Annotated in this window: 8 protein-coding genes and 2 pseudogenes; all 10 read left to right on the plus strand. The window is 50.4% G+C overall.

Going from position 1 to position 14,566, the window contains the following annotated elements; all coding sequences use genetic code 11:
• Nucleotides 1-93 precede the first annotated feature (93 nt).
• The 10 genes and pseudogenes from AC50X8_RS30775 to AC50X8_RS30820 all read left to right on the plus strand — a co-directional run bounded on the left by AC50X8_RS30775 (nucleotide 94) and on the right by AC50X8_RS30820 (nucleotide 14,175).
• Nucleotides 94-1,005, plus strand: coding sequence for a LysR family transcriptional regulator (locus tag AC50X8_RS30775; RefSeq protein ID WP_056037452.1), 912 nt, complete (start codon nucleotides 94-96; stop codon nucleotides 1,003-1,005).
• Nucleotides 1,006-1,213: 208 nt separating this feature from the next.
• On the plus strand, nucleotides 1,214-2,497 hold the full coding sequence (locus tag AC50X8_RS30780) for a cellulase-like family protein (RefSeq protein ID WP_056037449.1): 1,284 nt from the start codon (nucleotides 1,214-1,216) through the stop codon (nucleotides 2,495-2,497).
• A gap of 185 nt (nucleotides 2,498-2,682) precedes the next feature.
• Nucleotides 2,683-3,216 (plus strand): annotated as a pseudogene (locus AC50X8_RS30785) (TerD family protein); the annotation flags it as partial.
• A gap of 147 nt (nucleotides 3,217-3,363) precedes the next feature.
• Nucleotides 3,364-4,026 (plus strand): vWA domain-containing protein, encoded by a 663-nt coding sequence (locus AC50X8_RS30790; protein ID WP_494862337.1) that lies wholly within the window; start codon nucleotides 3,364-3,366, stop codon nucleotides 4,024-4,026.
• 287 nt (nucleotides 4,027-4,313) lie between these two features.
• A complete protein-coding gene (locus AC50X8_RS30795) occupies nucleotides 4,314-7,211 on the plus strand; it encodes a cellulose binding domain-containing protein (RefSeq protein WP_494883426.1) in 2,898 nt (965 codons plus the stop codon).
• Between the two features lie 196 nt (nucleotides 7,212-7,407).
• Nucleotides 7,408-8,550: pseudogene (locus tag AC50X8_RS30800) on the plus strand (glycoside hydrolase 5 family protein); the annotation flags it as partial.
• A complete protein-coding gene (locus AC50X8_RS30805) occupies nucleotides 8,536-9,321 on the plus strand; it encodes a cellulose binding domain-containing protein (RefSeq protein WP_494883428.1) in 786 nt (261 codons plus the stop codon). The pseudogene AC50X8_RS30800 and the gene AC50X8_RS30805, both read left to right, overlap by 15 nt.
• A gap of 195 nt (nucleotides 9,322-9,516) precedes the next feature.
• Nucleotides 9,517-12,606, plus strand: coding sequence for a hybrid sensor histidine kinase/response regulator (locus tag AC50X8_RS30810; protein ID WP_494883404.1), 3,090 nt, complete (start codon nucleotides 9,517-9,519; stop codon nucleotides 12,604-12,606).
• A gap of 16 nt (nucleotides 12,607-12,622) precedes the next feature.
• Nucleotides 12,623-13,750, plus strand: a complete 1,128-nt coding sequence (locus AC50X8_RS30815; RefSeq protein WP_056037443.1) for a response regulator — start codon at nucleotides 12,623-12,625, stop codon at nucleotides 13,748-13,750.
• A 206-nt stretch (nucleotides 13,751-13,956) separates the two neighbouring features.
• Nucleotides 13,957-14,175 (plus strand): hypothetical protein, encoded by a 219-nt coding sequence (locus tag AC50X8_RS30820; protein ID WP_155973258.1) that lies wholly within the window; start codon nucleotides 13,957-13,959, stop codon nucleotides 14,173-14,175.
• Nucleotides 14,176-14,566 lie beyond the last annotated feature (391 nt).

Raw genomic sequence — 14,566 nt, forward strand, 5'->3', positions numbered from 1 at the left:
TTTGTTTTCTTGTCTAAACCCGATTATAATGAAGAAAATGAAATAAGTGAAATTGGATTTTATCAAAAATGATATAGAGGTGGTCTATACCAAATGTTCAATCTGGAATGGTATCGCATTTTTCTGCATACAGCACGCTGCAAAAATTTAACAAGAGCGGCGCAGGAGCTGCATATTACGCAGCCATCGGTCAGCTATGCGATTAAGCAGATGGAGGAGGCTTTGCAGCTCAAGCTTTTTCATCGGCTGTCGAAGGGTGTCGAGCTTACCGAAGAAGGGCAAGCTCTGCTGGGCTATGTAGAGCAATCCTTTTCCATGCTGGATTCTGCGCAAAAGCATTTGCAAAATATGAAGCTGCTGAACGAGGGTGAAATTCGCATCGGGGCGAGCGATTCGCTGATTAAGCATCTTTTGCTGCCGCAATTAAATACCTTTCATCGCGATTATCCGGGTATTCGAATCCGGCTTTCGCATGGGAAAACGCCTGATATTACGCAGCGCTTAAGGGAAGGCGAAATCGATTGTGCCATCATCCATCTGCCCATAAACGATTCACAGCTGAATATTCAGACGCTTGCGGTGCTGGAGGATTGTTTTGTAGTTGGGGAGGCTTATGCGGAGCTAGCCCGCCGTTCGGCAGCGAATGGAGCTTTGTCGATGCAGCAGCTGGCTGAGCTGCCGCTCCTGTTATTATCTCCGGGCAGCAGCACGAGGGAGTTTATTGAACAATGGTTTGCGGGCAAGGGACAGGTGGTAAAGCCGGATATCGAGCTTGGCAGCATTGATTTGCTCGCCCAGTTCGCCAGGCTCGGTTACGGGGCCGCCTTCATTAGCCGTTCTTTTGTGCAGGAAGAATTAAATAATGGCATGTTGTTTGAATTATTAGTAGAAGACCCGCTTCCACCGCGCAGCATCGGACTTGCCGTACGTCAGGACAGAAAGCTGTCGGTTGCGGCTGAACGCTTCGTCGAGCTGTTTATGCCAGCTGGCGATGAGGGAAATTAAATAAGTTCTGATCAGATTAGACTTGCCAAGCTTACTCGGTACATCACTCGGTAAATCCGAATATGTTCCATCAGCATCCGTACATTGTTCATGGCGCCTGCTGGTGTGAACCATGTACCATAAAGAAAAAGCGTTCTCTGCACAACCTAGTGTGGTAGCGGATGATGAGATGATCACCCTATCCATAGAGGACAGAAAAGGTGGCCATATGAGCACAGCGAGCAGGCAGCTGCCCCGTAAACTGACAATTACAATGTGGGATTTCTCTTGGTATACGATGACGACGCCGGGGGAGCCTTACAGCGATTTAGCTGCAAGATATAAAGAAGCGGTAGAGCGGGGCTACAATACGATTCGCATTTGTGCAATGCCACTCATGCTGTTTACGGAATCGGGCGTTCGCCCTGGACCGCTGCGCTTCGGCAATTTGGGCGAGGTGGGGCAGCGGACGCGCTGGTACAATTGCAAAGGCGGAGCAGAGCTGGACGGGCATGCGCAGCTATTGGAGCTATTCAAGCAAGCGAAGGCTCACAACTGCTATATTATTCTTTCCTCGTGGGAATACCAGCAAAGTCCGAGCTTTCTGGCGGAGCCCTATTTGCGCGATTTGCTGGCGGATATTCCGCCGGACCAGCGGTTTATGGCACTGGCGAAGTCGATGGATCAGCTCATTTCATATGTGAAGGCAGCGGGCTATGGCGAGCAAATCGCTTATGCCGAGCTGCATAATGAGGTCGAATTTGGACAATTGACCGACATTGCAACTGAGCAGGGCGTTGCTGGCTCCAATACGCCGGGCCTTGTGCAAATTATGCAGCCCTACATCGAAGAAGCGGTTGCGTTTTTGCGCGAGCAGCATCCTGAGCTGTTAATGACGGCAAGCTATACGCTGAATGAGGCTTACCCGAAAGCTTATGTGGCGCGAAATATGCAGGTGGCCCATTTTCATCTGTACATTAAAGGCGTGCTGCAGGAGCTGATGGATCAGGCAGGCATCGACAATGAAGCGGTGCCGTTTCCAAATGAGCTGGTGCAATCGCTGCTGCGGGAGGACGCGCCGCCGTTCGAGAGCTGGCAGCTTCCGGCAGGGCAGGAATGGCGGATGCAGGGCAATCCGGTCGGCATGAAGCTGCTTTATCTGCATGATTGGGCTGATCCGGATCAATGGGATTTGTATTTGTACGACCATTATGGCAGCCACAAGCTGGCGATGCTCCAGAAGGCGGATTTTCGTTTTGAGGAGCTGCATGAATGGGCGGGGCAAACGGAGCTGCCTATTGTCATTGGCGAAGGTTATGTGGGCTACACGCCGCTGCATGCGGGCTTTGAGGAAGGGCCGATCGGCAAATTTATTGCCGAATATGCGATTCGCAAAGGGATGAAGCTGGGCTTCTGGGGGATGGTGCTCTGCTCCAATTGCGCGCCCCATCATCCGTTCTGGGACGATATAGCGTGGCAGCAAAAGTGGAACCGGTTTATTATGGAATCGTAAATAAATTCATGAGGCAATGATAGCGCAAGCGAAAATCACATAGAGACGAGATAAAGCTTCTTTTTCGAGCATGCCGATGGCGTGCGGGGAAAGAGGCTTTTTCTCTCCATTCGCCCGCCCTATTTGCTATAATCGGTATAGATGATCTTATTTACCAATCTAATAGGCGAGAGGAAGATACATATATGCCATTGCTGAAAGGGCAAAAAGCGGACGTGACCAAGGGGAAAAGCTTCGGCAAGCTGGCTGTGCAGTTTGGCTGGATAGCTGGAAAAAGCGAGCTTGGCATCGATGCTGCGGCGTTTCTGCTGTCAGAGCGCGGCCGCTGTGAGCGGGATGAGGATTTTATTTTTTATGGCAATCCATTGGCGGCGAATGGCGCGGCCGAGCATAAATCAAGCAGCCAGCAGCATGGCATGGAAGCGGGCGATCAAGAAGGAATCGAGCTAGTGCTTGGGCGCCTGCCAGAGCAAATAGCGAAAGCGGCCTTTACGGTGACGATCTATGATGGCGAGCAGCTCGGACATGCTTTTCAGGATGTAACGGGGCTTTATGTGCGGCTGGTTAACCTGGACACGGGGGAAGAGCTGCTGCGCTACGAATACGGTGCGGATTTGGTGAAGGAGACGGCGGTCGTAGCTGGGGAGCTGTATCGTCACAATGGCGAGTGGAAGTTTAGCGCGATTGGCAGCGGGTTTTACGGCGGACTTGCTGCATTATGCTTGAATTATGGGCTGGAGCTGGAAGGAAATGCGTCGGCGGGCGAGAATGAGTCATCCCAAGCTCTAGCTCATGACCAAGCTCGGGCAGAGGCAGCTGCGTCGGCGACATTGGAAGCACCTGTACAAACCGCCTCCCTTAGCAAAATTGATTTCCGCAAAAAGCTCGTGCAATACACACTGGAGAAAAAGCAGCTGACGAACGTCGTGGCCAGAGTAGGCATCGTGCTGGATATTTCCGGGTCTATGCAGACGCTGTATAAAAACGGCACCGTTCAGGAAGTCGTGGAGCGGATTTTGGCCGTTGCCAGCAAGTTCGATGATAACGGCACGCTCGACGTGTGGGTATACGATAATGAATACAGCCGTTTGCCGTCGGTAACGGAGCGCGATTTTGGCCAATATGTCGATAAAAATATTTTAAACAATGACCTTATTCATAAGTTTGGACGCAATAATGAGCCTCCGGTGATGGAGGATGTCATTCGCAAATATACGGTAGAGGAAAATGATCCTACACCTGTGTTCATTATTTTTATTAACGATGGCGGGGTAGTCAAGTCGATTAAGCATACGATTACCCATTCGGCGGTGCAGCCGATTTTCTGGCAGTTTGTCGGCATCGGAAACTCCAATTTCGAAGTATTAAAGCGGCTGGATACGATGGAGGGGCGAATCGTAGATAATGCGAGCTTCTTCCATTTGGACGATATTGCGGCCGTGTCGGATGAGAATTTGTATGATCAGCTGCTGAATGAGTTCCCGATGTGGATAAAAGCGGCGAAGGAACAACGCATTATTCGGCCATAACCAAAAGGGAATTATGCACTGCTCTGAACCAGGACGAAGCGACTCAAAGGCTATTGCAGCTGGCTAGAGCGCCCGGGTTCAGAGCTTTTTTTGCGTGCGGCGAGTTTCAAATAACTGATTTTCATATGAAAATATATCCATTTTATATAGTGCTTGGCTTAAAATTTATGTGCTAAAATGAAAGCGTATACATTTGGGAGAGAGTGGGTGCTCATCCATATTTATATTTTAGGTGTTTGCGTTATATCATTCCAATTGAGGAGGGTATTCATTTGATCAAACATTCAATGCGCAAGCTGGGCACGCTGGCCCTAGCGATCACAGTTGTCGCCGGCACCGTAATAATCGGCAACCCGCTAGAGGCGCAAGCGGCACCAAGTGAAGCGTACACGTGGAAAAATGTAGTGACTGGCGGGGGCGGAGGTTTCGTTCCGGGATTTGTTTTTAATAAAAAAGAGCCTGGGCTGCTGTATGCCCGTACGGATGTGGGCGGTGCTTATCGTTACAACGCAGCAACTGGCAGCTGGAAGGCGCTGCTGGACCACGTGAGCTGGGATGAGTGGAATAAGACCGGCGTGGATGCGCTGGCAACCGATCCGATTGATCCGAATCGCCTGTATATTGCGGCTGGCTCCTATACGAATGAATGGGACCCGCATAACGGCTATATTATGCGTTCCACGGATAAAGGAGACACTTGGCAGGAAACGCAGCTGCCTTTCAAGGTTGGCGGCAATATGCCAGGGCGATCCATGGGCGAGCGGCTGATGGTAGACCCGAATAAAAACAATATTTTGTATTTTGGCGCACGCAGCGGCAACGGCCTGTGGAAAAGTACCGACTATGGCGTAACGTGGAGCAAAGTAACGGCATTCCCGAATCCGGGCAATTTTGTGGAGGACCCGACGTATCCTTATTTGGCGGATAAAATGGGGCTCGCCTGGATTACGTTTGACGAATCGACGGGCTCGCCTGGAACGGCGACGCAAACGATTTATGTCGGTGTAGCAGATACAGCGAGCAGCATTTACCGCAGTACGAATGGCGGCACAACCTGGTCTGCCGTGGCAGGACAGCCGACGGGCTATTTGCCGCATCATGGCGAGCTGGATTCAAATGGACAGCTGTATGTTACATATAGCAACGGCACAGGTCCATATAACGGTTCGAAGGGCGATGTTTGGAGGTTGAATACAGCCACTGGCGTATGGACGAACATTAGCCCAGTCCCTTCAAGCAGCGCGGATAATTATTTCGGCTATGGCGGCCTTGCGGTTGATGCCCAACAACCTGGCACGCTGATCGTCGCAACGCTAAATTCATGGTACCCGGACGCCAACCTTTATCGCAGTACGGATAGCGGCGCAACGTGGAAGCCGATTTGGCAGTATGGCTCTTACCCGAACCGCACTTTCTCCTACACGCAGGATATTTCGGCTGCTCCATGGCTCGATTGGGGCGTAAGTTCTGCGCCGCCGGAGGTATCGCCTAAGCTTGGCTGGATGATTGGCGATATTGAAATTGATCCTTTCAACTCTGACCGCATGCTATATGGCACAGGCGCTACGGTGTACGGCACGACGAACTTGACGGCTTGGGATAGCGGCGGCAAAGTGGCATTGTCTGTTATGGCCAAGGGCATTGAGGAAACGTCAATCAAAGAATTGATTAGCCCGCCGACTGGCGCTCACCTGTTAAGCGCCATGCTTGATGTATCAGGCTACCGACATAATGATTTAACGGCGGCACCTGCAAAAATGTTCATCAGTCCAAGCAGCTCCACGAGCATAGACTTCGCTGAACTAAACCCTGGATTCATTGCGCGCGTTGGAAATGCAGATAAGGCGAAATATCCTAATGAAAAATCGATTGCTCTGTCCTACGATGGCGGAACGAACTGGTATAGCCCGAATGCAGAGCCATCCAATACAACGGGCGGCGGTTTTATAGCCGTTGCGGCTGATAACAGCTCGCTCGTATGGAGCACCTCTGATGTCGGCGTTTATTATTCCAAAACGACCGGTAACTCATGGACAGCAAGCACAGGCGTTCCAGCCGGTGCGAGAGTGGTTTCAGACCGCGTCAACAAAAACAAATTTTATGCGGCAGCGGCAGGCAAGTTCTATGTCAGCACCGACGGCGGCGCGACGTTCACGATGTCGGCAGCAGCAGGGCTTCCAGCTGAAGGCAATATGAAATTTAAAGCGCTTCCAGGCGTGGAAGGCGATATTTGGCTGGCTGGCGGCAACGAGGACAGCGGCGTGTATGGATTGTGGCATTCGACGAACTCGGGCGCATCGTTTACGAAGCTTAGCAACGTCGAGGAAGCAGATGTAGTTGGCTTCGGTATGGCAGCGCCGGGCCAGACGTATCCTGCACTTTATGTATCCGCGCAAATCGATCAGGTCAGAGGATTTTTCCGCTCCGATAATGGCGGGGCAAATTGGGTGAGAATTAATGATGACCAGCATCAATATGCGTTTACTGGCGAAACGATCACGGGCGATCCGCGCATCTTCGGACGCGTATATATCGGCACGAATGGCCGTGGTATTGTCTACGGCGATACGGTGAATGGTCCAACGCCAACACCTACGCCGACAGCTACACCAACACCAACAGTGACACCAACGCCAACACCAACGCCGACAGCGACACCAACAGCGACGCCAACACCAACAGTGACACCGACGCCGACGCCGACGTCAACGCCAACACCGTCCCCAGCAGGCAGCTTTAAAGTGCAGCTGTTTAACGGCGGTACAGCGGCAACGACAAACACGCTAAGTCCAAAAATCAAACTGGTGAACACAGGCACAAGTTCACTCAATCTGGCTGATGTAAAGCTCCGTTATTATTACACGATTGACGGCGAGCAAGCCCAAAGCTTCTGGTGCGACTGGTCGACCGTTGGCAGCGCCAACGTTCTCGCTTCCTTCGTCAAGCTGCCGACGGCCGTAACGGGAGCAGACTATTATGTAGAAATTAGCTTTGCCAGCGCTGCGGGCTCAGTGGCAGCAGGCCAAAGCATCGAGCTGCAAACGCGGATTTCGAAGGACAATTGGAGCAACTATACACAAACAGGCGATTATTCGTTCAATTCCAGCGCGACAAGCTATGTAGACTGGAACAAAACAACCGGCTATGCAGCGGGCAGCCTGCAATGGGGCGTAGAGCCATCTTAATTTAAAAAAGAGTAAAAGGCTCATGCACCAGTTTGTAAGGTGCATGGGCCTTTTATGCTGGCGCTGCCGTCGTTTTTGGTCACCAAAGTGATATTAAAGAGGTAACGATTCGACTAGTTTCGAGGCGGCTCCTTGCTTGATAATTTAAGTAAGCGTTTCCATTGCAGATAAAAAAACGAAAAGGAGGCTATTACGCATGAAGCAGCAGCTCAAACGGTTCATGATTTTTTCACTGTTGCTAGCTATCGTTTGCGGGTGGATGACAGCCGATATGAAGGCCAGCGCCGCAGATAGCAATGCTTTCGTTACGACATCAGGAAGCAAGTTTCAGCTGGACGGCGAGGACTTTTATTTTGCCGGAACGAACAACTATTATTTCCACTATAAGTCGCAAAAAATGGTCGATGACGTGTTTGCGGACATGGTGGCGATGAATCTCAAGGTGATCCGAATTTGGGGCTTCCATAATGGACAGCCGCAGGATAATGCCGTCCTGCAGCCGACTCCCGGCGTATATGACGAATTGGGATTTACCAAGCTGGATTATGCGATTTATAAGGCTGGACAGTCGGGCGTTAAGCTGGTTATTCCATTCGTAAACAACTGGGATGATTTTGGCGGCATGAATCAGTATGTTGCATGGTTTAATGCTGGCTCGCATGATGCTTTTTATACGAATGCTTCTATTAAACAAGCTTATAAAAACTATGTAAACTACATGCTCAACCGGGTGAATACGTACACAGGCGTTAAATATAAAGATGATCCTGCCATTATGGCATGGGAGCTGGCGAATGAGCCGCGGGCCCAATCCGACACAACGGGCAACAAGCTTGTTAATTGGGCGGATGAGATGAGCACCTACGTCAAATCGCTCGATGCGAATCATTTGGTCGCTGTAGGGGATGAAGGCTTTTATAACATTCCGGGGCATTCGGATTGGATGTATGGCGGCGGGGAAGGCGTTGATTGGGAAAGGCTGATTGCGCTGCCGAATATTGATTACGGCACGTTTCACCTATATCCGGATCATTGGAACCGTACAGCGCAGTGGGGCACGCAGTGGATTATCGACCATATCGAGGACGGCAATGCGGCGCAGAAGCCAGTCGTGCTGGAGGAATTCGGCTATCAAAATCAAGCGACCCGCAATCAGGTTTATGCTGCTTGGCTCGGTGCGGTTGAGCAATATGGCGGTGCGGGCAGCCAGTTTTGGATTTTAACAGGCATTCAGGATGATAATACGCTGTATCCCGATTATGACGGCTTCCGCATCATATATCCAAGCGCGACGGCTACGCTGCTGACTAATCACGCAAATGTGATGAATGCCAAATCGGGCGGGGGTACTGGGCCGATACCGACAGTGCCGGCAGCGCCGCAAGGCGTAACAGCTACGGCAGGCAATAGCCAGGCGGCGCTGTCCTGGCAGGCGGTCAGCGGAGCGACCAGCTACAACATTAAGCGCGCAGCTTCAAGTGCGGGCCCCTTTGCCACAGTAGGCACGACAAGCAGCACCAGCTATGTGAACACGGGGCTGGTCAATGGGACGACTTATTATTATGCCGTTAGCGCGGTGAACACCGTGGGCGAATCGGTAAATTCCTTGCAGGCAAGTGCAACGCCAGCCCTCCCGAATACAGGCCCAAGCGAGCTTAAGGTCCAATACAAGAACGGCGATTCTGCCGCTCTGGACAATCAATTAAAGCCGCAATTCCGCATCATCAATTCGGGTACATCAGCGGTGCCGCTTCATGAGCTCACTATTCGTTATTGGTATTCGGCAGATGGCTCGCAGCCGCAAATTTTCGATTGTGACTATGCAACCGTAGGCTGCTCCAATCTTAGTGGCAGCATTGCCGCGTCAGGCAAGACGAGCGCAAATGCCGACACTTATTTGGAAATCAGCTTTGGTACGGGAGCTGGGAATATTTCAGCTGGCGGCGGCCATACCGGCGAAATGCAGAACCGCATCCATAAAAATAGCTGGACCAACTATGATGAGACCAATGACTATTCGTATAATGCGGCGAATACAGCTTTTGCCGATGCCAGCCGTGTCACCTTGTATCGCAGCGGGGTGCTCGTATGGGGGGAAGAGCCGTCGTAATGACGGCTCTTTCTTTTCTATTTTTTCTTCGAAATATGTTCAGAAAAGGTTCAGAATAGAAGTTATAATAGGAGATAGAAACGAAAACGATAGCTTGCACGAATAAGCAGTGCCTGGTGAGTACGACTCAGCAGGCTTTTATATTGTATAGACGATACATAAGAGGCATCGTAACGCTGCGGGGAGAGACTATGAATGCTTAATCGAAAGAACATCGGCATGTTCCTGATGATTTTAGGAATTACGGGCACGATTTTTGTGCTTATGTTCCTTAAGCTGGCGGATAAACAGGATGTACGTGCTGTAAATGGCGTATTGGACTTGAGTAATTGGAGTTTTGTAGAAAATGGGGCAGTCAAGCTGGATGGCGAGTGGGAGTTTTATCCGAACCAGCTGCTGACGCCGAAAGATTTTGCGATTGCTAGCCAGCTGCCAGCGGAGCAGGCTCTACCGAGCAAGCTGGTGAATGTACCGGGGAAATGGAATGCTTATTTGTCTGGAGAAGGCAGCAGGGCGGGCATTGGCTACGGCACTTATCGTTTGAAAATTCAGCTCCCCAGCCATTTGCGCGAAATATATGGAATCTACACCTCGAACATTCGCATGGCCAATCGCATTTATTTAAACAATCAAATGATTGGTGCCAGCGGTGCCCCAGCTGCCAATGAATACGATGGCGTTCAAAACAATGTGCCTTATATTGCTCTTGGCACCGTTGCGGGCGATTCGGTCGAGCTTATTGTGCAGGTAGCCAATTACAGCTATGCTACAGGCGGCATCATTTATTCCATTACCTTCGGAGATCAGCATACGATTATTAAAAACCGGGAAATGGATATTTTACGTGGGGCGTTGATTATTTCCGGATTTCTAATCCCTGGCCTCTTTTGCCTGCTGTTATACGTGCTTAGAAGGCAAGAGAGGGGGCTGATGTTTCTCGGGCTTTTTTGCCTCTCGTCAATGATTTTTATGATGACTCAAGGGGAACGAATCATTGTCCAGCTGTTGCCTGATCTGCCTTATTCCTTCGTGCTGAAGCTGCAGCCCATCTCATCGGTGTTTGTGTATTATTTTTTATTATGCATCGTGAATGAAATGCTGCCAGGCATCGTGCATTCCAAAGTGATGCGGTTTTTAAAATGGTTTGCGGGATTTACGATTGTGCTGGAGCTCGTGGCAACGCCGTTATTTATTTCGAAGCTGGAAATTTTAATTATGGCTCAAGGCCTTGTGATGATTGTTTATTATATTTATGTTATTATCCGGGGTGTCGGACGCAAGGTGTATGCGGACCCTTACTGGTTTTTGAGTCTTCAGAGCATCGTCATGATGATGCTGGCTTCCATGATGCGGGCATACGGATTTATGGAAAGCGCAATGTTGATTTCTTTCGAAATGCTGCTGTTTGTGTTCGCCCATGCGGGCTTGTTCGCGAAACGCTTTACAAAATCGATCCGCGAGGTGGAGCAGCTGTCGGAGAAGCTGCTGACGCTTGATGGGCTCAAGGATGAATTTATGACGATGACCTCGCACGAGCTGAGGACGCCGCTGCATGGCATTATTAATATGGCAGCCTCCATGCTGGAAGGCGCTGCCGGACCGCTCAACAATACGAAGCAGGCGGAGCATTTATCAATGATTGTTTCGACCGGAAAGCAGCTGTCCGCCCTTATTCAGGATATTTTGGAGTTTGCTGAGCTGCGGGGCGGTGTAATGAAGCTTGCGAAGCGAAAGATTTATTTTCAGCCCGTGCTTCATGCGGTTGTAGAGGTTGTGGAGCATTTGCTCATCGACAAACAAGTTCAGATACAACAGCGGCTGCCTGCCAATTTGCCTTTGCTTGATGCGGATGAAGATCGGCTGCGGCAAATATTGTACAATTTGCTTGGCAATGCGGCAAAGGCGACCATTCAGGGGAAAATAACCATCAGTGCGGTGACGCAAGGAAATAAGGTGAGGGTGGACATTGCGGATACGGGTATCGGTATGCCACCCGAGCAGCTCGAAACGATTTTTTTATCTGAACGAAAAGCAAAGGCGGGGCAGGCGATCTTTCAAGGCTCGGGCTTCGGACTGCGTATTACAAAGCAGCTTGTGGAGCTGGGTGGTGGAACCATCAGCGTCCATTCTATTGCGGGACAAGGGACAACGTTCAGCTTTACCATTCCGATCGCCCAAGGCCAGCAAATAGACGAAGCTGATATCGCCTACCAGGAGCAGGCCGCCGCAATCGAGCTTACCGCTATGCTGAATGTGCCGCCGCCAGCAGCTGAATTCCGCGTGCTCGTCGTTGACGATGATCCGATTAATTTGCAGGTGCTCATTAATTTGCTTTCCATTGAGCGCTGCGAGGTAACGGCGGTAAGAAGTGGAGATGAAGCGCTGGAAGAGGCGTTTGCTGCTCCGGCCAGTTACGATTTGGTCATTACGGATTGGATGATGCCGAAAATGTCGGGTATTGAGCTTTGCCGCAAAATTCGCGAACGCTTCCTGCTGTCGGAGCTTCCGGTGCTGCTGCTCACGGCCAGAACGAAGCCGGAGGACATTAAGCTCGGCTTTGAGGCAGGGGTCAACGATTATATAGGCAAGCCCGTTGATGCCGGCGAGCTGCGTGCCCGCGTTCAGACGCTGCTGGCACTGCGCAAGTCAGTTAAGCTGGCCGTACAGGCGGAAATGGCGTTTTTGCAGGCGCAAATCAAGCCCCATTTTTTATACAATGCCTTGAATACGATTATAGCTATTTGTCCGGTAGATCCGTATAAAGCGATGGAGCTGCTCATTGAATTAAGCCAGTTTTTGCGCAGCAGCTTTGATTTCCATAATCGCGACAAAATGACGACGATCGAGCGCGAGCTGGAACTGGTCAAGTCATATTTGACGCTGGAAAAAGCGCGTTTTGATGAAAGGCTGAAAATTGAATACGAAATTAGCTGCGATGCGCTTGCGCTTATTCCTCCGCTGACCATTCAGCCAATAGTGGAAAATGCAGTTAATCACGGCGTCATGAAAAAAGAAGAAGGCGGCACGATTAAGCTGAAAATTTCTGAAATAGACAACTGTATTATGGTTCTTGTAGAGGACGATGGTGTAGGCTTTACTCCAGAACGATTATCGCAGGTGCTCTCGGACAAAGGGACAGGCCGTGTAGGCTTGAGCAACATTCATCAGAGGCTGGTTAATTTGTACGGCAGCGGCTTGGTCATTGATGGGCAGAGGCAGCTCGGGGCAGAGGTAAGCTTCCGCTATCCGAAGGAGCTGCGGGCAGGCACGTATAACGAAGCATAAAAGGGAGTCGGTGGCGATGAGAGTCATTTTAATTGATGATGAAAAGCCGGCGCTCGCTCACATTGAATGGTTGTTCGAGCGGGACGGACGCTTGCAGGTGGCAGAAAAATTTACTTCGGCCAGAGATGGCATTCAAAGTGTACGGGCCACACCCGCACACATCGTTTTTCTGGACATTAATATGCCGGGGCTCAACGGTCTTGAGGCGGCGGAGCATATCCGCAGCATTAACCCTGACATACGCATCGTATACATAACGGCCTACTCGGAATACGCGATTGAAGCGTTTGAGCTCAATGCACTCGATTATTTGCTGAAGCCGGTTCATCCGGAACGGTTTAAAAAGACAATTACTCGAATTATAGAAGATTACAGCCGGGGCAAGCCGGAGCAGCAGAAGCTGCCCGGCAGGCAGGTGCTCTGCTTCAAGCGGCTGGCATTTCATGACGATGGAAAAACGAATACGAGCCTCCGGCTGCGGACGCTGAAAGCGCAGGAGCTGTTTGCTTTTTTACTGCATTATAAAGATCAATGGGTCGCCAAGCAGCAGCTTCTGGACACGTTATGGCCTGATTCGGATTATGAGAAAGCGATGATGCTGCTGCATACGTCCGTCTATCAAATTCGCAAGCTGATGAAAGATTGGAAAGTAGTGGCGCTCGTTGAGTTTGCGCTCGACAGCTATCGTCTGACAAGCAATGGATTAAAGCTGGATGTCGAGCAGTTTGAGCAGGGAGCTGCCGCGATCCGCGCCATTGAGACGGAGCAGCAGCGTATTGCGGCGGAACAGACGCTCAGCCTGTATGCGGGAGACTATTTTGAAGAGCATGATTTTCTGTGGGCGAGGCAGCGCCGGGATGAGCTTAGAGCGAAATATGTGCGGCTTGTCCGCAGCCTTATCCATTATGAGATGAATGCTGGTCACGAGCAGGAGGCGCTCAAAAGGCTGCTGCTGCTGCATGAGCAGGAGCCATATTCGGATGAGCTGTGCCGGCAAATATTAAATCTGCTAGGCCAGATGGGCGACCAGGAGGCACTTGTTCTCTATTACGATGATTTTGCAAGATTGCTTCATGAAGAATTAAATTGCGAGCCGGAGCCGGAGACACAGCTTGTGATGAAGCATTTTAAAGGCACTATATAAAAGAAAACGGTGGTTCAGCTGGATTTGCCTTTCCTTTTTTTGGAGGGCAGTGCGGCTGGGCCGATTTTTTTAATTTGAACTAGGAGGTGTATGCAAACGGGAGCCCTTCCTGATGCTGCACCTAGCTTGGCGCTAATTCGAGGCGACTTTCAACTGTTTATTTAAGTCATAAGACACAAGTTCATGCAATTGTTACGGAGTTCGTTGTGGCTGGGAAGACTGCTGCTGATACTGTCGTTGTTGATACTGCCGTTGCAGAAACTGTCGTTTCTGAAGCTGCTGTTGCTGATACTGCCGTTGCTGAGCCTGCTGTTACTGAGACTGCCGTTGCAGAAACTGTCGTTGCTGAAACTGCTGTTACTGATACTGCCGTTGCTGATACTGCTGTTGTTGAGACTGCCGTTGCTCAGAGTACTGTTGGCTGAGTCCACAGTTGCTGAGAACACGCAGCTTGGGACGCACAACTCCATTTTTTAGGACAGAGATTCCGCTATTTTGGCTTTTGCTTCGATTTTGGGCCTTAAGCGGACAGGAGATCCGCTATTGCCTTCGTAATCCCTTCAAAATGACGACTTTCAGCACATTAGCGGCTCCTGAGTCCGCAGCCTGTGCAAAACCCTCGATTCTGTTGAAATAGCGGCTGCTGTGTCCGCCGAATTGTGTCCACGAAGTCTACCTTTCGTCTTGGTCTTCGTCTTTGTGTTTTGTGTCTTTCTGTTTTTGTGTCCTAGGTGCAGGGAGCGAACCATTGAACGAAGAGCATGAAGCAGACCTTCGGTAGATAGTTTTAGATTCATAAGTTGTGACATTCCCGGT

This window comes from Paenibacillus sp. JT22N15, assembly GCF_059383755.1.